This window comes from Superficieibacter electus, assembly GCF_002915575.1.
Lineage (GTDB): Bacteria > Pseudomonadota > Gammaproteobacteria > Enterobacterales > Enterobacteriaceae > Superficieibacter > Superficieibacter electus.
Genome location: NZ_PQGD01000022.1, coordinates 31,815 through 52,237 on the forward strand (window position 1 = coordinate 31,815; position 20,423 = coordinate 52,237).

At 47.8% G+C, this 20,423-nt stretch carries 15 protein-coding genes and 2 pseudogenes; 10 read left to right on the top strand and 7 right to left on the bottom strand.

The features are described from left to right. Positions 1-4: 4 nt before the first annotated feature. The 4 genes from CHU32_RS22240 to CHU32_RS22255 are packed head-to-tail and all read right to left on the bottom strand — an operon-like array spanning position 5 to position 4,637. Positions 5-715, bottom strand: a complete 711-nt coding sequence (locus tag CHU32_RS22240) for a DUF2786 domain-containing protein (RefSeq protein WP_006777721.1) — start codon at positions 713-715, stop codon at positions 5-7. After that, positions 708-2,402: a ParB family protein gene (locus tag CHU32_RS22245; RefSeq protein ID WP_042949265.1), complete on the bottom strand. Its 1,695-nt coding sequence runs from the start codon at positions 2,400-2,402 to the stop codon at positions 708-710. Before CHU32_RS22245 ends, CHU32_RS22240 begins: the two co-directional genes overlap by 8 nt. Further along, a complete protein-coding gene (gene dnaB-PI, locus CHU32_RS22250; protein ID WP_006777718.1) occupies positions 2,399-3,769 on the bottom strand; it encodes an SPI-7-type island replicative DNA helicase in 1,371 nt (456 codons plus the stop codon). Before dnaB-PI ends, CHU32_RS22245 begins: the two co-directional genes overlap by 4 nt. Next, on the bottom strand, positions 3,762-4,637 hold the full coding sequence (locus CHU32_RS22255; protein ID WP_006777717.1) for a ParA family protein: 876 nt from the start codon (positions 4,635-4,637) through the stop codon (positions 3,762-3,764). The genes dnaB-PI and CHU32_RS22255 overlap by 8 nt, the downstream gene beginning before the upstream one ends. 320 nt (positions 4,638-4,957) lie before the next feature. On the opposite strand from CHU32_RS22255, the gene CHU32_RS22260 reads away from it, so the two are divergent. Beyond that, positions 4,958-6,250: a tyrosine-type recombinase/integrase gene (locus tag CHU32_RS22260; protein ID WP_103678280.1), complete on the top strand. Its 1,293-nt coding sequence runs from the start codon at positions 4,958-4,960 to the stop codon at positions 6,248-6,250. Between the two features lie 227 nt (positions 6,251-6,477). Here CHU32_RS22260 and CHU32_RS22265 read toward each other — a convergent pair whose 3' ends face one another. Beyond that, positions 6,478-7,461 carry an SDR family NAD(P)-dependent oxidoreductase gene (locus tag CHU32_RS22265; protein ID WP_103678281.1) on the bottom strand — a complete coding sequence of 328 codons (984 nt, stop codon included), beginning with the start codon at positions 7,459-7,461 and terminating at the stop codon, positions 6,478-6,480. 95 nt (positions 7,462-7,556) lie between these two features. Between CHU32_RS22265 and CHU32_RS22270 the strand changes: the two genes are divergently transcribed. The 4 genes and pseudogenes from CHU32_RS22270 to CHU32_RS22285 form a co-directional block, all read left to right on the top strand. Then, positions 7,557-8,516 carry an AraC family transcriptional regulator gene (locus tag CHU32_RS22270; RefSeq protein ID WP_103678282.1) on the top strand — a complete coding sequence of 320 codons (960 nt, stop codon included), beginning with the start codon at positions 7,557-7,559 and terminating at the stop codon, positions 8,514-8,516. A 1,169-nt stretch (positions 8,517-9,685) separates the two neighbouring features. Then, positions 9,686-10,924 carry an ankyrin repeat domain-containing protein gene (locus tag CHU32_RS22275; RefSeq protein ID WP_103678283.1) on the top strand — a complete coding sequence of 413 codons (1,239 nt, stop codon included), beginning with the start codon at positions 9,686-9,688 and terminating at the stop codon, positions 10,922-10,924. Positions 10,925-11,629: 705 nt separating this feature from the next. Then, entirely contained in the window at positions 11,630-12,505 is an 876-nt protein-coding gene (locus tag CHU32_RS22280) for an ankyrin repeat domain-containing protein (RefSeq protein ID WP_103678284.1), read from the top strand. A 17-nt stretch (positions 12,506-12,522) separates the two neighbouring features. Further along, positions 12,523-12,932: pseudogene (locus CHU32_RS22285) on the top strand (transposase); the annotation flags it as partial. 219 nt (positions 12,933-13,151) lie between these two features. On the opposite strand, the gene CHU32_RS22290 reads toward CHU32_RS22285, so the two are convergent. Then, positions 13,152-14,219 carry a mechanosensitive ion channel family protein gene (locus CHU32_RS22290; RefSeq protein WP_103678285.1) on the bottom strand — a complete coding sequence of 356 codons (1,068 nt, stop codon included), beginning with the start codon at positions 14,217-14,219 and terminating at the stop codon, positions 13,152-13,154. 780 nt (positions 14,220-14,999) lie between these two features. Continuing rightward, entirely contained in the window at positions 15,000-15,665 is a 666-nt protein-coding gene (locus CHU32_RS22295) for a substrate-binding domain-containing protein (protein WP_245880256.1), read from the bottom strand. Between the two features lie 133 nt (positions 15,666-15,798). Between CHU32_RS22295 and CHU32_RS22300 the strand changes: the two are divergent. The 5 genes and pseudogenes from CHU32_RS22300 (at position 15,799) to CHU32_RS22325 (ending at position 20,399) form a co-directional block, all read left to right on the top strand. Next, a pseudogene (locus CHU32_RS22300) lies at positions 15,799-16,603 on the top strand (IS5 family transposase). A gap of 106 nt (positions 16,604-16,709) precedes the next feature. Continuing rightward, complete coding sequence (locus CHU32_RS22305) at positions 16,710-16,937, top strand: Hha/YmoA family nucleoid-associated regulatory protein (RefSeq protein WP_103678287.1); 228 nt, start codon at positions 16,710-16,712, stop codon at positions 16,935-16,937. Between the two features lie 385 nt (positions 16,938-17,322). Beyond that, entirely contained in the window at positions 17,323-18,291 is a 969-nt protein-coding gene (locus tag CHU32_RS22310) for an IS5 family transposase (RefSeq protein ID WP_176691710.1), read from the top strand. A 261-nt stretch (positions 18,292-18,552) separates the two neighbouring features. Beyond that, complete coding sequence (locus tag CHU32_RS22320) at positions 18,553-19,431, top strand: MurR/RpiR family transcriptional regulator (protein WP_103678289.1); 879 nt, start codon at positions 18,553-18,555, stop codon at positions 19,429-19,431. A gap of 17 nt (positions 19,432-19,448) precedes the next feature. Further along, positions 19,449-20,399, top strand: a complete 951-nt coding sequence (locus CHU32_RS22325; RefSeq protein WP_049005921.1) for an N-carbamoyl-D-amino-acid hydrolase — start codon at positions 19,449-19,451, stop codon at positions 20,397-20,399. Positions 20,400-20,423 lie beyond the last annotated feature (24 nt).

Consider the following 20,423-nt stretch of genomic DNA (forward strand, 5'->3'; position numbering starts at 1 on the left):
CCCCTTAATCCTGACGGTAACCAATGGCTGCCGGACCCCGGCCGCTGACACCATGATGAATACGGGCATTTTGTCCGGCTTCATACCCCTGATAACGTGCTGTATCCGCCCCGCGGCAGGCTTTCAGTTCACGGGTTGTGACTGTTTTCATACTGCGGCTTTCCAGCCAGTGGCTCATCACCTGCTCCTCCTCGCTGCTGATGTCAGTTGCCGATATCACCTCACGCACCCCACATACCCAGCCGTCACGGAACTGCTCCGCTCTCGCCCGGCGTGTGGCCAGTTTCAGCCGCTTACTCTGGGTTTTGAGATAAGAATTTGTGGCATCTTTCAGCTGGCGCGTCAGCACATCAAAGGCATAGGCTGCTATCTCAGGTTTTTCACTGAATCCGTAAAAGGTTACCGAACGGCGATACCCGGCAGAGGTCTGACGCCATGAGTAATAAGCGCGGCAGCCAAAGGCATGACAGACGCCCCGGACAAGGGTCACCATCCATTCCGGAACTTTTTCAGCATCCGAAGGGGCCGTGCGGGAAGACGCCTCGCGCACAGATGTAAGACTGGCGTCAAGCTCGCTGATACCGTATCTGGCCATCAGCTTCTGGGCACGCTGCAGGGCCAGTCCTGCCTCATGGGCATTACTGTTGCTGCGGCCCAGCTTCAGCAGTTTCCTGACAAGATTCAGCAGTCGCAACTGTCGCTGTGAGTTATTCATCACTGTTATCCTCCCCGTACGTCAGACCGCGTTGCAGCTCCCGAAGACGGCGCATAACGCGCATCAGGCGCAGCAGTTTCAGAGCATCTTCATCTGTCAGTGCAGGTGCTTCCCCCTCACCCGGGCCGCCGGTGAAAAGCTCCGGCAGACCACACACTCCTGCCGCAGGATGCAGCGCAGGCGCTTCGCCGGTCAGGCCCAGCAGAAATGCGGCGGCTTCAGAACACACCTCACCTGCCCCGACGTAACCGGCAGACATGTCATTGTCGCGTTGCGGAAGAATTTCATCTTCGCAGCCAAGGACCTCACCCAGCTCCCAGGCCAGACGAAAAGCGGTATTCTGCAGGTGTTCGATATCGTCCTGATGGGCCGGCACATGCCAGATGCTGTCATTAGTCACTGGCGCGTCATCCTGCAGGACAACTTCAGGTTCTGGTGTTAAAAGAGAAAGCAGGCCATCCTCCCCATTGTCCTCTTCTCCACCATTCTCTTCTCCGTACCCATCGGAGAGGGTAACCAGCCCGCTAACATCCCCGCTCTCACCTGAAATGACCGGCGCGGCACCGTACATATCTGGCTGAACCTCATGCCGGGGGGGCTGTTTATCCAGTTTTTCAGGTGGGGTATTATCCGGGGCGGGCGTTACCGGCTCTCCTGAGATTTCACGACGTGGACTGGAGAAAGGCTGCGCGACCTCAACAGACTTCTGCGCCGGTGTGGCCTGACCTGCAGAGTCAGCGGTGACGAGGCTGTTTACGGGAGGGATGGACACCGGTTCTGGATCGCCGAAGTGATGTCTGCGGTTACGTTCTTTAGGATCCAGTTCCATCATCCAGCGGTCATAATCCAGCTCCGGATGGGGCAGCGCATTCAGTAAATCACCAATTAATTCATCGCGAAACATCTCAAGAGACCACAGTTCCGGTGAGTTGAAACGGCCACAACACTGGCCAAAAACGTCGCTGAAGGATTTGTCGCCTGTGTCTGAAATCAGGCAAAACTCATCCCACACGCGTTCAGCATCATGCCGGAGCGCCAGCAGCGCCGTTATCTGAGGCCTGCCGAGCCCGGACTCAAGCAGGTCTGGGATCCACGGAAAAAGATATTTCAGTGCATCTTCCATACGGCTGATAGTTGAATTATGTACCGGCAGACCTTCACGGGTCAGAAGCTCTGACAACTGTCGTAAAGAGACTGGCTTTCCTAACTGCTCTTCATATATAGAGCGGGCTTTGTGGATCCCCTGCGCTTTTTCAATAAAACTCAGTTCCCCGCGCACTTCATTCTCTGCCAGATGGCCGATAACACACTGCAGCCGTCCCGGCCACGGCTTGAACAACACATGGACACGGAAAAAACGGTCTTCTCCGGTCTCCTGCCACAGTTCTGACAGGATCTGATAACGTGTATTACCACCGTCGCTGAAGATGTACATATCGGGCTCACCATCCGGGTCACGGGTGACTTTGGGTACGGTGTCCAGCCCGCGCGAACGGATGGAAGCCTTGATATCGTCATAACGCGGATTGCGTGATGTTCGCGGATTATCAGGATTCGGGCTTAACTGGTCGAGCGTCAGGACCATGGGCATTTCAGCCGCCGGCATGACGCTGATATTGCCGGCCGCCTGCGACTGGCGTCCGGGCTGCAGCATGGCAGCCCCCACATTAGAACTTTTACGGCTCATGCCTGTTTCCTCCCGCTGCGGTAACCGAAGTCATAGCTGCCTTCCTGAAACTCCGAAAAGAGGGTATAACGCCCGTCAAATTTGACTTTCACCGTGCCGGTTGGCCCCTGCCGCTGCTTGCCGACAATGATCTCAGCCACCCCGGCATCAGGAGTGCCGGGGTTATAAACCTCATCCCGGTAAATAAACATGATGAGGTCTGCATCCTGCTCAAGCGCACCAGAGTCACGCAGGTCACCATTATTAGGGCGTTTATCGGCCCGCTGCTCCACCAGGCGGTTGAGCTGGGAAAGCGCCAGTACCGGACAGCCCAGCTCTTTACCGAGCGCCTTAAGCGAGCGGGAAATTTCCGCTATTTCCTGCGTGCGGTTTTCCTGCTCGGGGGAGCGGACAAGCTGCAGATAGTCCAGCATGATGAGAGAGGGTCTGCCGTATTTGCGGACATAGCGACGGGCGCGGGCGCGCAGTGTAGCCGGGGTCTGGTAGCTGGTATCATCAATGATCAGACGGTTTTTCCATTCAATAATGCGACCGGTAGCCGCTGACACGCGAGCCCAGTCTTCATCATCCATGTTGCCGCTGCGAAGCCGGGACAGTTCCACCCGGCCTTCCATCGCCAGCAGGCGCATCATCAGCTGCTCTGAGGGCATTTCAAGACTGAACACAAAGACGTGATCGTCAGGTTTTGCGCCCACGGCCGCGGTGCAGGCGGCCATGGCCAGCGACGTTTTTCCCATGGAAGGACGGGCGGCCAGCAGGGCCAGATCGCCGGGCTGGAGACCACAGGTCATCGCGTCCAGTTCACTGAAACCGGTCGGTGTGCCGGTGAGGCCGTCACTGGCGGACATACTTTCCAGATGCGTCAGCAGTTTATCCAGCGCCTCGTTAACGCCGGTCTCACTGTTGAGCTGCATGGCTCCCTGTTCGGCAATGTTAAACAGCTTACCTTCGGCCGACTCAAGGATGCCGGCCGAGCTGGCTTTCGGGGCCTGCACATCGGAAAGAAGACTGTTACCCACTGTCATCAGCTGCCGCAGGCGGCTTTTCTCCGCCACCACGCCGGCGTAAGCAAGGATATTGGCTGCAGACGGCGTGTTTTTACTCATTTCAGCCAGATAAGCAAAGCCGCCACACTGTTCAAGGTCGCCTTTGTTCTCCAGCCGTTCCGTAATAGTGATGAGATCGAGCGGTAGCCCTTCTCCGGCCAGCTCGGCCATGACGCGGAAGACCATACGGTGCGGCCGGGAAAACAAATCTTCCGGGGAGATTTGCAGTATCACCTCATCCCACCGGTCGTTATCAAGCATCAGTCCGCCCAGTACGGCCTGCTCAGCCTCATAAGAGCAGGGCATCATCATCTCAGACATGACGCACCTCCCGGGTCAGAACGTCACTGAAATGGCTCTGCCACTCAGGGAACAGTTCACACGCGAGGTCGTGCATGGTGACGGCTGCGGCCGGACCTTTGCGGCGTGTTTTGTATTCCAGACGATGCACGGGCTGCTGCTTGACGTGCCCCAGTTTGAAAATATCCAGCGCCTCGATACGGGTATTGAGTAAACGATAAACGTCACGGTTGCCCAGCGCAGAGGCGTCGTAATGTTTTTCGTTAATGATGGCGGCAAGACCGTCCATTGCTTCACGGTCAAGCAGAGTGTTTTCGATACAGTTGACGAGAATGGAAATATCAGGAAGGCGGATACCGTAATTTTCATAGGTTTTCAGGCGGGTAAGCATGTGAAGGGAGCCGCGGATAAATTCACGGACATCCGGAAGGATGGGTTTAACAACGCCCATCACATTACCGGTAGAGGACAGGAGGGAAAGCTCAGTCATAACGCCTGTTGCGCCTTTAGAATCCACAATAATGGCGTCATAACGGTTAAAGAAAGGATGCTGAAGTATGTTACGCAGGCGAAGACGGCCATCTGCAGCGTGGAGCATCGCGGTCGGCAACAGTTCGTCCGGGTCGTTTGAGTAGATGACATCGAGATTTTTTATGGCGGTCTGCGAAATGCATTGCGTATGGTCACTGACCATCTGCATCAACAATTCATAGAGACCGAATGGGGATTCATGCTCCAGCGCGAAGATACTGCTGGCTGTGGGCTGGGAATAGTCTGCATCCACAAGAAGGGTATTCAGGCCAGCATCGGCAAGAAAACCGGCAAGGTAAGCAGCAAACGTGGATTTGCCTTCTCCACCTTTGGGAGAGATAACGGGAAGTATTGTCATTTTGCACATCCAAAACAATGGTTTGGATGTATGCGTTAGCGATTATTCACATCTCTGTAACACAAAGGCAAAAAATTTAACTTTCCGGCAATGGGATTGAAAATCCCCGTGTCCTTGGTTCGATTCCGAGTCCGGGCACCACCTATTCTTATACGGACGTCTACGGACGTCCGTTTTTACTTTCCCCATCAATAAGTTCCCACTCACACCACGTCTACCCAGTTACACTGAAAACCACTCGCAGCCACATCTGTTTGCTGGTAAAACTGTTGGTAAAGCCAGTTCGATTATTTTTTTACCAACAATCGGAGGGGATCTCGATGCCACTCACTGATATTAAAGTAAAAAATGCCCGGCCCTCAGAGAAACCCGTCAAACTCACAGACGGACAGGGGCTCTATCTCCTCGTGCATCCCAATGGTTCAAAGTACTGGCAACTGGCATACCGTTTCAGTGGAAAACAGAAAGTTTTCTCCGTCGGCGTCTATCCTCTTGTTTCTCTTTCAGAAGCCCGTAAAAAACGTGATGAAGCCAGAAAACTCCTGAGCGACGGTATTGACCCTGTTCAGCAGAAGAAAAACACCAGAAACGAAACGGCCGGGATTATCCGTTTTGAACATGTTGCCAGGGAATGGCATCAGAAACTTTCACTCAGTGAACGCTGGTCCGAAGCACACAGTGATCGCGTGTTAAGCAGCCTGATTAACCATGTATTCCCTTCTATCGGACAATGTGACATCACCCGGTTGTCGACACGGGATCTTCTTGTCCCCATCAGAACTGTTGAAACAGCGGGACATCTGGAAACGGCTTCCCGTCTGAAGCAACGACTCACTGCCATTATGCGCTACGCAGTCCAGGAAGCCCTCATCAGTCACAATACTGCTCTGGATCTGGAGGGGGCCATATCAGCACCTGAACGTACCCACAGGCCAGCCCTGGAGCTTGAAGCTATTCCTGACCTGCTGAGCCGTATTGAAGGCTATAAGGGCCGCAGGCTTACCGTACTGGCCATCAGGCTGACCTTACTGGTGTTCATTCGTTCAAGTGAGCTTCGCTTTGCCCGCTGGCCTGAAATTGATTTTAAAAATGCGCTCTGGCTTATCCCGCCGGAACGGGAAGAAATCATTAACGTCAGGTTTTCCGGTCGTGGTTCAAAAATGAAAACACCCCACTATGTGCCTCTCAGTCGACAGGCCATGCAGATACTGGAGGAGCTGAAAACACTAAGCTACGATGCAACTGACGGTCAGGGACTGATTTTTGTGGGCTGTCACAGCATCCATAAACCAATGAGTGAAAACACAGTGAATAAAGCCCTGAGAACGATGGGTTATGATACGAAATTAGATATTTGTGGTCACGGTTTCAGAACAATGGCCTGCAGTTGTCTCGTGGAGTCAGGGAAATGGTCTGAAGACGCAATTGAAAGGCAGATGAGCCATCAGGAGCGAAATCAGGTCCGCGCGGCATATATTCACAAGGCAAAACATCTTGAGCAACGCCGCCTGATGCTGCAGTGGTGGGCTGATTACCTGGATGCAAACCGGGACGGAATGGTCAGGCCATTTGAGTTTTCCCGTGCGGAAACCGCCAGCCCGGTGTACAGCTGACTGAAAGGGTTGCCACGACAATTATTGATACGTATGGGCAGAAACTCCTTGCCGGGATCGGGCACCATATCTTCAATGCCAGTCAGTACGGCAGCCCGGACATCCTGATATGCAGATCGCCACTTCAGACAGCCCCATAAGGGAGTGTGTCCGTGCAGACAGTACGACCAGGTTTGCGCAATCAGGTGTTGAGTCGCGCAATCCTGGTCCACCGGTTCAACAGCAGACTAGTCCAGCCGACTGCCTGTCAGTTCCTCAGACAGATGCCACAACCGGCCTGCATTTACCGGATCGGTGGCGTTCAGGGCAACGCCCGTGAGTGTGCGTTCGTCCCCTTCCCTGAGCTGCGATCCGATATTGTTGTCGGCACAGTAAACACCGCCCTTGCCTTCAAGCAATGGGCTGGTTGCTGCCCATACGATAGTGGACGATCCCTGCCGGACGGTCTTGAAACCGGTCTTTTCCGGATCAATGACCGGCTTTCCTTCCCCGTCAATCATGCCGAATGATGCCGGCAGCGAGTCAGGGGTGTGGCGCAGGAGGCCGGTTTCATAGATGCCCCCCGGGTGTACCGAGAAGGCACGGACACCATGACGTTTGCCGATACTGTCAAGTGCGACTGCAAACAGCGCACAGGCAGCCTTCGATTGTGCGTATGCCTTCCATGGATCGTATTCACGGTGCCTGAAGTTCGGATCATGAAGAAGTTCAGTTGTCTCCACATGATGGTTAGCCGAACTTAACGCGACAACACGTGCTCCGGTCGCTGCGATCAGAGCCGGCCACAAGCGGCAGGTCAGCTGGAAATGTCCGAGCACATTAGTAGAAAACTGGCTCTCATTACCCCGACTGTCACGCGAGAGTGGAGCGGCCATGACACCGGCACAGTTGATAAGGATATCCAGCTGTGTATTCGCGGCGAGAAAACGTTCGGCGAAGTTATTTACTGAAGCCGGATCCATCAGGTCCATCACGTCGATCGTGATATCCGGGAAAAGCGCAAGATTATTCCTGGCCTTCGCCAGATCGCGGGCCGGTACGATGATTTTCGCGCCGGCACCATGCAGGACACGTACAGCGTCCAGGCCAAGCCCGGAATAGCCGCCGGTCACCAGAACTGTCTTTCCTTTCAGGTCAATACCCCTGATAACATCATCTGCTGTACTGGTCGCCCCGAAAGGGGAATCAATCGGTTTCTGGAATGTGGTCATGGTCAGTTCTCCATAAATATCCCTGACCATGTTATGGCCCGGCCAATGAACGATAAAGCCTTTATCGTTCGGATTTCATGCTTTATAGTTCATAAATGCAAATCGATCTCTTATCCGACATTCTGGACCTGATGCATATCCGGGGGGGCGTCTTTGGGCGGCTCAATGCCGGGGATTCCTGGGCTACGTCTTTGCAAAGTGCTGATGCGATCAAGTTTTGTGCGGCCACACAGGGATCGTGCTGGTACCATGTTAAAGGCCTGCCGGCTCCCGTTCTGTTTTCGGCCGGGGACGTTCTGGTTGTCAACAGTGCTGAGCCGTTACTGATGGGCCATGCTCCGGCCGCCCTGCCGGACGCCGCTGATCCATGCCCGGAACCAGACACGGATGGTTCTTACCAGTATGGACAAGGTGTGGTTTTTTCTATGCTCAGTGGTGGTGTTCAGGTTGATGCAGAACACCGGAATTTGTTGCGTCGCAGCCTGCCACCGCTTATGCATGTACGCCACGATATGGATAAAGCCGGCCCCCTGGCTAACCTTGTCAGGCAACTCGTCACGGAAATGCAACCTCAGGGACAACCGGGCCAAAGTACAGCAGTATCCGCACTGACCCAGCTTCTGTTCGTCCAGATCCTGCGCACCTACATGGAATTTGCGACAGAAGAAAATGCCGGCTGGCTCAGGGTCTTCGGTGACAGCCGTCTGACAACTGCACTGAACAGCATACACCGTGCACCTGCAAGTAAATGGACGCTTGATGAGCTTGCACGTACAGCAGGCATGTCCCGTACCGCTTTTGCAGTTGGTTTTCGTGAGGTGATGGGGGTGCCACCCATCACCTACCTGACGAACTGGCGAATGCAACTGGCAAAACGTACCCTTGCTAATGGTGCTTCTGTGTCAGAGGCTGCCGCTGAGGTGGGTTATCGGTCCGAAAGCGCGTTCAGTGAGGCTTTCCGGCGCTGGTCAGGCACAGCCCCCGGCACCTTTCGAAAAGCGTGTAAATCAGGTTCACTGAAAAGTGCGGCCCCGTCTTCCTTAGCACAGGATTAACCCTCCTGTTCTGAGCTACATGACGAAATATCCACACTTCTGGAGTCATGATAACGTCAATAGCTGAGTAACGGGTACCGGAGATCATGAATCGTAAAGCAGTGAGACATGAATATGCGTCTCAGATTTTTGAATCTGCACATGGCGTATTGCTGATGTCAGTAAACTCTCCGTTATAAGTCATCAGCGCTTAACATTTATTTTTATTATGTTATTTTACATAACTACATGCAGAAGTCAGTAACGCTCATCATTTTTAAAAAATCATAAAATCACAGAACTCCCCCCGTTACTTCCGGTAAAAACAAAATATATACCTTACTCATCTCTTAACATTCATTTAATATTTATAAATCTTATATTTAGTCAAACTATGAAAACTAAGTTTTCACCCGCAATCTGTTTTATACTCCGCACTCACTTATCTGGCTGAAAATATCATCGGGCCCTGATAAAACCCAAATACAGGATACACAGAATATAATCTGTCACCCCAGCATTAATGCAACAACAGAGAAACTGAATTAATCGGATATCCCCGTACTCACCACCCTTTCATACAAAGATACCTCAGCCCCAAAATTTCAGCGCTTCGCCTGTGCAACCGAAGCAGTAATACCAGAGCTTCGCCTGTATCGCAGGAGAAGCGTTTAACAGAGACGCAAACGAAGCAATGTATTATTATGTAAAAACATCTGCTGTATCAGCATTTTTTAACGCTTATAACTGAAGCAAGGGCTAACCCTGCGAAGCCGCTGCGCTTGCTTCTCCGGATTGCCCTTGCTTTTCTTCCCTTCGGTCAGAAAAGAAAAGCAGGCCCCGGTGCCACCTGCCTGTAATACTGTTCATTCTGCTGATACGGTAATACTGTGCACGTTCTTCTGCAGACTATGTGGGATCAGCATCTAAGCTTCCCTGACATTATTGTCGTATATCAAACTGCTATCGGAGAACGCATACTAAATCATGATCCATTCGAATATAAATCCGCCATCGATTCAGACGTTATTTTGCAATTATTACTCTCTTATCTTTATGTCAGAAAGTCATCTCTCATATTAATATGCAATAGAATTTCATCATTCGCATTTAAAATAATTAAAAATAAATTTGAAAAACAAAAATTCATTGATTATTGTTATTTAACATTATAACAAAGGAGATAAAACATGAACCAAAAATCACAAAATAAAAACACACTGAACCTCTTCAAAATAAAATCGCCCGCAGAACTCAAAAAACTATTAAAGGCAGGGGTGGATATAAATACGCTCAACTCATCGAACCAGAATGCTTTGTTTCATTGCAAATACCCTGAGCTTATGAAAGCAATGATTAGCGCCGGAATAAACATTAACCATACTGACACGTTCAACAGGAATGCACTTTTTTATGCACCCTGCTCAGAAACTATGAATATACTGACTGAGAACGGGATTGATATCAACCATACAGACACGCTGGGCAGAAATGCGCTCTTTTACACCAATGACGCTGAATCTGCCCGGTTTCTGGTAAAACATGGAATCAACATAAACCATACTGACCTTGAAGATAAAAATGCTCTTTTCTTTGCGACCAGCGAAAGGTCAGCCAGAGAACTAATCGACAGCGGTATCGATATTAATCACACTGACAGCTTTGGAAGAAATGCGCTTTTTTACACCTGTGAGCCTGACGTTGTACACCTGCTCATTCAACGAGGTATAAATGTTAACAACAGGGACATATACGGTCACAATTCAGTTAACATTACCGTCATTACCCCTGAATTACTGAATGTTTATTTCGCCGCAGGCCTTGACCCAGACATACTGGACTACTATGGAAACAGTTTAATTTTTTACCCTTATAAAAAATCAATCACAGAAGTCTTAATAAAAAATGGCTGTGATATAAACCGGGTTAATAACAATGGGGAAACCGTCTTTGAATACATACAGACCATGTTATTCAGCAACCGTCAACTTGATCAGTGTCTCAGCGTGCTTACGCATTACATTCACCTGATTAAAGCCAGACCATTAATTTTTAATCGTCTCACTTTTGGCTGCCTTGAGTTGATCAAAATATTGCAAAGCCAGAATATCGATTACAAAATCAATGAGCGTTGCGTTGTAAGATACGCTAACAAAGACATTAAAAAATTCATTACTGAAGTACAGACAGTCACTGATATCAGCCACATTACGCTTTGCTCATGGTATGACACTCCGCTTGTCAGTTTAAAAAACAAGGAAATTATTAAGTGGTTTATAAGGAATAATATTAAGGTAAACGTTAATGATATTGAAGAACCTGAGGTTCGCACTGAAATCCTTTCCTATCTTGCACTCAGGGAAAGTAAAGAAATCAAAACCATTATTAAACCGGATAAAAAACACGCTAACGCTAAAAGAAGACTGTGAGGACTGCCTTCTCATTTGCAGTTTTTTTCAATCACAGGAGGCATACATAAAGACTTTATGCTCCGGCAGTCAGCAGGGTCACTGTACAGCGTGATAAAACTGTCAGCGCCCTCTGACATGCTACGTATAATTAAAGGTTGTGTGAATAGTGTTCCTGGCGCTCTGACAAAATAAAAAACACCGCAATTTATAGAGTACAGTAAAATTTCCGCCCCGCTAAATGAACTTAAATGCTGATTTTGTAATCCGCTACAGGAGGAAAGAATACCCAGGAGATAAGCCGATTTTTTTCACATCACATAAAAACCAACAGTAATAAATAACATATTATTTGTATCCATCATCCTCATTGTTAATCTTAACAACAATTTTCAGCCGAGAGCAAAACATATGGCGACCGTACATTACACACCAGTCTGAAAATATTTTAGCCATATAATCAGGCATTGATGATATAGCCAATAACGCCCCAGCAGAGCCTATGGCTTTGTTATATGAATAACAACAAGAACTACCACTTCATTTATCCTGACAAACAAATACAATAACCACCCTACAATCTGAAGCTAACTTTATTATTCCACCTGAGATTTATGTCGCTCATTTTAAACCTATATTTTATCCTCATACAAAAAACAATTGAAAATAAATTTGAAAAATAAAAAACCATTGATTATTGTTATTATAAACCACAGGAGATATATAATGAAAAACAAAAACAAGAAAAGCAATGACAGTCTGTTCAACGCCAAATCAAAAAAGGATGTTATTCGTTCACTAAAGATGGGTGTAGATATCAATACGCTCAATGAGCATGGACAAAATGCATTATTTCACTGTCGCACTCTCAAGGCGGCGCAGGCCATGGTTGATGCAGGAATAAACATTCACCACCTGGATAATAAGGCAGAAAATGCATTATTCCATATCAATGATAAACATATCATTGAACTCCTTATTCGCAATGGAATTAATATCAATCACAGAAATCAGTCTGGTCAGTTAGCCTTTCCGAACTTTTCCGTCACTCCAGAAGTCATGACACTACTTATCGGGTCAGGTCTTGATATCCATTCACTTGATAATAATGGGCGTACACTCCTTTTCAACCCCTTGCTCGCTGATATCTATATTTTATTAATTGAAGCAGGCTGTGATATCAATCACAGAGATCATAATGGCCAGACTGCTTTTGATTTTCTGCAATCAAGCCAGTACGATATCGCGTTGGCTTGTTCTGTTCATTTAAAAGACCGTTCCCCCGTCATTTTTAAACATTTAACATATGCCAGTATAGAGTTGATGTTTGAACTGAATCAACGAGGAATAGATTTTGGTATAGGCAACCAATGCAGATTATCTATCGATGAAAACGAGGCTAAAGAAATCATTACAATTGCCATGAAAATTACAGACCTCAGCCATGTAACATTTTGTCTTGGTCACTCTGAATTACCTGTTATAAAACATGCAAGTAAATTTCTCATAAAATTTCTTATCGACTGCAATATAACAGTAGATACAGATTTACTGAAAGATCGCGATTTTTACGATGAAATCATTCAATACAAAAAGATTTAGCACTGAAGCTTTACCCTAAGCACAACCCGGATATGGGGCCGTGTATGGGTCCACGAATGCTTGCTGCACCTGGTGATAACCGCGACCGGTTTAACAGCGCCGAAGAAATTCAAAACTACGCAAGTATTGCATCGGTGACAGAACGAAATGGCCAGAAATCCTGGGTTCACTGGAGATGGCAGTGTGCCAGGTTCGTCAGGCAGACCTTTGTTGAATGGGCTGCCAGGACGGTTAACTCATCATACTGGGCCAGACTCTATTATCAGGGACTGCGAGAAAAGGAAAATCTCACCAGTCTGAAATCCGGGCTCTAGCCTTCAAATGGATAAGGATCATTTACCGCTGCAGGAAGAACAGAACCCAGTACGATGAAGCGAAGTATTTGCTGGCTCTCGAAGCGCGACACTCGCCCTTACTGAAGTCATAAAAAGATTGTCGAATGTCTCAGGGCGTGATATAGACTTTCATACCCTGAAAATTACTCTAAGCTGACATAGCCCCCTGGCCAAAGGCTGTCGGTTAAAGTGAACACGCAACAAGGTGAATGGTGTCATTGAGATTGGGGGCAGTTCAACGCTCATGGTATCTGTACATTCCGTTACGTATTCCCAGAAAAATGAGAACGATTAATAACTGATAACCTGGGCTATCGAACACCGGAATCGGTCAGCGTTGCCCTCACCTGAGGAAGACTCTGAGGATAATTTTGCTGAATAAACTCAATCATTTTTTCCCGTACGTGGCAGCGTAAATCCCACGCAATGGGGGAATTTTGTGCAGTCATCAGTAATCTGACAGTCATGGTTTTGTCATTAGTATCGGTAACCTGGAGCACCTGAGTCTGTTGATCCCAGAGTTTTGTTTCACTGAGTACTTTTTCAAAATGCCTGCGGAGAGGATCTAATGGCATGGAATAATCAAGGTAAAGAAAAACTGAACCCAATATTTGTGCGTTATTACGCGTCCAGTTCTGGAAGGTATTTTCTGTAAAGTATGTAATGGGCAGGACAAGTCGGCGCAGGTCCCAGATACGCACAACAACATAAGTGAGGTTGATCTCCTCAATCCAGCCCCATTCATTTTCAACGACCACTGCATCGTCAATTTTTATAGGTTGCGTAAAGGCTATCTGAATTCCGGCGAAAAGGTTGACCAGCGTCTTCTGAAGAGCAAATCCAATTATTATTCCTGCAACCCCGGCACCAGCCAGGATTGTAGTGCCGAATTTTCGAACACCAGGGAAGCTGAGTAGAATTAGAGAAACACAGAATAACACAAGCAGGACGATAGCAACTTTTTTAACATATATTAATTGCGTGCGAATTTTACGAGCGCGAAGGTTATTTGAAAGATTAATATCATAACGAATGAAAAGCATATCCTGCGCAACATTAGTCAATCTAATTAAAACAGAACAAACTGATAAAATAATAGATATATTGATGATTGATGTAATAAAAGCAAGGGAGTTCGGGTTAATTTTTATATAATTAACCCCCACATTTATTAACAGTAAGGGGACAAAAAAGAACATGGAGCCACGAAGATGCTTTTCAAGGGATTTGAATAGCTTTCTGTCACGACCCTGCCAGTAGCGGATGAACCTGAGAAGTATAAATCGGGCCAGAAAACCCAGTGCGAATGAAAGAGTGACGAGCAATACAGCAGGTACCCATGATGGAGCACCAGTTAACTCACCTAATATAAATGGCATTATTTTCCCTTATGTTCAGCCAACAACTTTTAGTTGTCAGATAAGTAACTAAAATCAGTAACCGTTGTCTGCTCGGTTATCTGCGGATTATATGATTACGCATATTAGTTTAGGAAAAATTTAATCAACTGACTTCCCTGGTTGATAAAAAAACATAAAAAAACAGATATCTTATCGGACGCATACACACAATCCTCTGAAATTTATAAGGATATTTAATTTTCTCAGCCCGTAAGCAGGATATCTGAACAAAAACCACCCCAATGTCATCTGCTCATTCCCTGCGCTAAACACGCGGGAAATCATCGATCACTTCCGTGCACAATAGACCAAAAATTTCAAAAGTTGGCACCGCGGTTGCAGGTAGTGCTGTGTATGTCGACACTTTGCGCCAGTTGATTCAAAACAGATATACACAGTCTTTATTATAAACTATATCTGCATGGTAAACCGAAATGGTCGAGACAAATATGGGGAAAAGAACATGGAGCGCATGATACTTTGCAGGAGGCCTGCGCCCTACAGGAAGGGAAACATTGGTAAGCGAAGAGAGCTATGGCAGCCCGCCCTGACTGGCTGTCTCCGTCTTGATTTCCCATAAATACACTCCGATCCAAAGAGTCAATGAACTAACATACCTTAGGCTAATGGTCACAGCCCCCGGAAAGTGTCATGATGATTGCTTTACGTATTCAGCATGATTAAACGTTCGCTATCTGTAACGGCTTTCCGCGATAAAAAGTCAATCTATTTTATCTGTCAGGTTGACTGTTTTTACTCCTAAAGCGTTGTTCTGTTACCCGCATTATCCTGCTCGTTAATTTTATGCTTTACTAAACGGTCGCGAAGCCAGATTTGTGCTTTTCCAGCTTTAACTTGTTTAGACCACAGCAAATCAACACCCACAATCCAGTCTGTATGGGGATATTCCTGCTGTCGCAATTCAACTAACGTTCCTGCACGCAATTCATGACTAACGAACTCACGTGGAAGCGAAGCCCATCCAAGACCGGCAAGCGCCGCCTCAAGCATTGCACTATAACTTTCCACTCGCCAGAGCATAGGACTGCTTAAATATTCTGTTGTGGCAATTCTTTTTTCCTGGGAGCCAAACGTGATGAGTCGCCAGTTGTGCAAGTCAGCAAACGAGACAGGAACGCGTTGTGCAAGAGGATGATCGGCACTGACGACATGCACCATGACGACCTTACCCAGTTGAGTAAACTGAATTTTATCACTTTCAACAGAGTGAGAAAGCGCAATGCCCATATCGACTTCGCCGTTTCTCACCATTGCTTCAACATCCCCCTGAAACGGCTCTTTAATATGGATATCGACTTCAGGAAACGTGATAGAGAATTCATATAGCACTGGCGCAATCGTGACGTAAGGAAGTTCAATTGCAAGACTGACATGGCTCTCAATTTGTTGGTTGAATGCTGCCACTCGTTGATCAAAAGCCTGACATCTTTCCAGTATTGTTTTTACATACTCCCAAAGAACCTTCCCTTCTGGCGTAAGAACCTATCCCAAAAGGACTTGTCGGATAATAAATGATGGCAATTTCTGAGAGCAAAATATGGCGGGCAACAAGTGGCAGATCAGCGATGAACTCTGGGAGAAAATGGCTCCACTCATCCCGGAGCATGAAACTCAGCACCCACTGGGGACGCATCGTAAACGCGTTGATAATCGGGCTGCGATGAATGCCATTTTCTTTGTCCTCCGGACCGGTTGCCAGTGGAATGCCCTGAACGCCACCGGGATATGTTCATCGAGTTCTGCACACCGACGCTTCCAGGAATGGCGCGATGCAGGTGTTTTCGGGCGCTTCTGGCAGAACGGTTTGCTTGCCTGCAGGCATCTGGACGGCATTGACTGGTCCTGGCTGTCGATAGACAGCTGTATGACCAAATCGCCGCTGTCAGGAACAAAAAAACAGGCCGTAATCCCACGGACAGAGGGAAACAGGGAGTAAAGCGCAGTCTGATGACAGATGCCAACGGGCTTCCTCTGTCACTGGTTGTTGCAGCAGCAAACACGCATGACATCAAACTGGTTGCGGATACGCTCGATGCCCTTCAGACGGGACGTCCGGGGGAAAACTCAGGCTCTGCCTGGACAAAGGTTACGAAGCTGGCTGGCTAAAAACGTATCTACAGAGCCGCCGTTACGAACCGCATATCCAGTCACGTAAAGAGGAGTCTGACGCCAGTAAAAACACAGACTTCAAAGCCCATCGCTGGGTCGTCGAGAGGACTCATAGCTGGATGAATCGCTTTCGCCGGGTTCTGACCCGATGGGAAAAAAAGGCCGAAAATTACGAGGCCATGTTGCATTTTGCCTGTGGTCTTATCGTCTGGAATAAAGTCCTACTGGGATAGGTTCTAAATCAGTAAGTTGGGAGCATTACCTAATTCTCTACTACGTTTATCTCATGTACACTGAGAGTTTCCGCACAGTTCGAGGTTTTAATTCCTGGAGTTTTATATGGCTGGTCAGAGTAAATCCACGAAAGAGCTGCAGTATCACTATCTGATGAAATTTCGCAGATGCTCGTCAGAAGAGACGCTGGAGAAAATATTCGATCGCCTGAAGCATAAGCTGTCAGGACAGGAACTGGAGGCAATGATGAACGCTTCAGACCACCGGCGTGCAGAATTACGCCATAAATGTCTGTGGGACAAAGTCCCGGCCAGCGCCTGGAAAAATATTTAAATGCAGCAGAATATAGAAGTGAGGCTGCAAAAGCCCTTTGATGGGAGGCGAAAGAACTGCGCGATGCGGCAATTTTCAGTGTGAGATTTCCAAAAATATCTGTCTGATGAAATACCAGCTAAAAAACTGGGGGAAGTTATAAGTACCGGTCATTAATACACTTGTTACAGGATGGCCTCTTTGACAGAGACCATCAATATACAGCTCAGCCAAAGATGGATTTCTGTATGGTTATGGATGCATCAATTCCCTGACAGGCATTTTCTGTAGCGCTCAGTATGGACAGTACTTTTTGATCGAAGAGGTTTCTGCATTTACGGTAGGAATCACTTTCTTTGTGTTATATCATTTTTGGCTTTGTTGAATAAATCGAACTTTTTCTGAGCTGCGGGATCAGATCCACGTATCCCCTGACAATTCAGGCAGCCCCATGGCAAAGCAAAAGTTCATAATCACCAACTGGCCCATCTACAACAAAGCCCTTATCAATCGTGGCTCCCTCACTTTCTGGCTGGACGATGAAGCAATTCAGGCCTGGTATGCGTCAGCAACGCCTGCATCCCGGGGAAGACCTCAGCGTTATTCTGACCTTGCCATCACGACTGTCCTGATGATTAAACGCGTATTCCGGCTGACCCTGCGGGCCGCACAGGGCTTTAATGATTCCATTTTTGCTCTGATGGGTGTTCCTTTGCGCTGTCCGGATTTCACCAGTGTCAGCAAGCGGGCAAAGTCGGTGAATGTCAGTTTTAAAGCGCCCACCCGGGGTGAAATCGCGCATCTGGTGATTGAATCCACCGGGCTGAAGGTCTTTGTTGAAGGCGAGTGGAAAGTTAAAAAGCACGGCAAAGAGCGCCGCAGTATCTGGCGAAAGCTACACCTTGCTGTTGATGGTAAAACACACGAAATCATCTGTGCGGATCTGTCACTGAATAACGTAACGGACTCAGAAGCCTTCCCGGGTCTTATCCGGCAGACTCACAGAAAAATCAGGGCTGCAGCGGCCGACGGAGATTACGACACCCGGATGTGTCACGATGAACTGCGGCGTAAGAATATCAGCGCGCTTATCCCTCCTCGAAAAGGTGCGGGTTACTGGTCCGGTGAGTATACAGACCGCAACCGTGCCGTTGCGAATCAGCGTCTGAGCGGGAGCAATGCGCGGTGGAAGTGGACAACAGATTACAACCGTCGGTCGATAGCGGAAACGGCGATATATCGGATAAAACAGCTGTCCGGAGGTTCACTGACGCTACGTGATTATGATGGGCAGGTAGCAGAGGCTCTGGCCATGGTTCGTGCTCTGAACAGGATGACAAAGGCAGGAATGCCAGAAAGCGTGCGTATTGCCTGAAAATCTGCCCCGCTACAGGGACACTCGCCCCGAAACTGATTTATTCAACAAAGCCGCACACCGGTGCAAACTACCCGACTTTTTTGGTGCATCCTGCATTAACCTGGTGCGCCACTTCACTCCCGTTTGCTACTAAAAAACAACAACCATATGAAAAATAAAACAAAAAAGATTATGGCACACCATTTGCTTATTTCTGGCACAAACGTTTTAAATCATAATGACAACTGAAACAACAATACCAGCGTCCGGGGAAATAGAATGAAGAGAAATGATGCACCTGAAAATAGCCATTCGTTGGAAACTATCATTCGCAAGCGTTATAGTACGTTGTCCCCCTCGGAGAAAACATTTGTTTCAGCATTGTTAGAACAACAAGATCATCTTGGCTATTACAGCGCAACCGAACTGGCAGTAAAGGCAGGGGTCTCAAAATCCACCGCCGCCCGTTGTTTTCGCCAGCTGGGGTTCGATAATTTTAATGAGTTTCGGCAAAGCGTGTTGCCACATCGCGAGAATATAAATTCACCGCTGGCGCAAATGGCCAGAGCTGAAAACCGGGGTCTGGACGCGACATCCAGATTCGAAAAACATATTTGCCAGGAACAGGAGAACTTAAACCAGCTGTTGCATTCCGGGCAGCAAAAATCTCTGGAAAGTTGTGTGGGGATTGTCGGCTCTGCTTCACATGTCTGGATTGCAGGGTTTCGCAATGGTTATACCCTTGCGTGCTATGCCCATGCATTATTATCTAACGTCAGATCACATGTCACTTTGTTAAATAAAGGAGATGGCCACCTTGCGGAAAAGCTTGCTAACATGCAGCCACAGGATGTTATTATATTAATGGATTTCCCTCGCCGAACCAAATTACTCTCTAACATTGTAAAAATTGCCAGAAAAAGCAACGTCCGCATCGTAGCCTTTAGCGATCAGACATTATCACCAGTCACTTCAGAATATGAAGTCGTGATTAGTTGCAGGAATGAAAGCATTACGTCATTTAATTCTTACATTGCCGGTCTGAGCATGGTGAATTATCTGACTAACGAAATTAGCTTTGCTTACCCGGAACAAGCCCGACGTACATTGCAGATAATAGAGCAAAATCATCAAGTAATGAGCGATCTTATTGATTAAGACTTACAGGAAAAACAATGTCAAGGTATATAAACGTTGCCATTGGTCAATTAGGACCAGTGAATCGCGAAGACTCTCGTCCGTTAGTCATAAACCGCATGATGAAAATGATGCGAGAAGCCAAAGCGCTTGCCGCTGATATTATCATCTATCCGGAACTGGCATTAACAACATTTTTCCCACGTTGGTATATGGAAAAAGAGGAAGAGATTGACCAGTGGTTTGAGAAAGACATGCCAGGTAAGGAAACTAATCCATTATTCTCTCTGGCTAAAGAGTTAAAGATTGGTTTCTATCTTGGATATGCCGAAAAAGAGATTAAAAATGGCGTTGCACATTATTATAACAGTGCAGTGCTGGTTGATAAGAACGCTGACATTATCGGAAAATATCGTAAGGTTCATCTGCCAGGTCATAGCGAACATGAGCCGTGGCGACGTTTCCAGCACCTGGAAAAGCGCTATTTTGAACCGGGCGATCGCTTTCCTGTATGGTCCGCCTTTAATGGGGTAATGGGCATGGCGCTTTGTAATGATCGTCGCTGGCCGGAAACGTATCGCGTTATGGGGTTGCAGGGGGCCGAGATGATATTCATCGGCTACAACACGCCAGTACACAATGCCCCGGCGCCGCAGCATGACGATCTGTCGCTGTTTCACAACACACTGTCATTACAGGCCGGCGCCTACCATAACGGCTGCTGGGTAGTCGGTGTCGCTAAAGCCGGTTGTGAAGAAGGCATTGAGCAAATTGGCGGGAGCTGCATCGTCGCGCCATCTGGCGAGGTTGTCGCCGCTTGCATCACAAAAGGCGACGAAGTGGTAGTCGCCCATTGTGATCTTGATTTTTGCCAAATTTATAAACGCACTACCTTTAATTTCGATCTCCATCGGCAGCCTCATGCTTATAAAGAAATTACCCAATATAAGGGCGAGACATTAAACGCTGATGGTTCGTTACGGTCGTAAACTATCTACTCATTAAAACTGCGA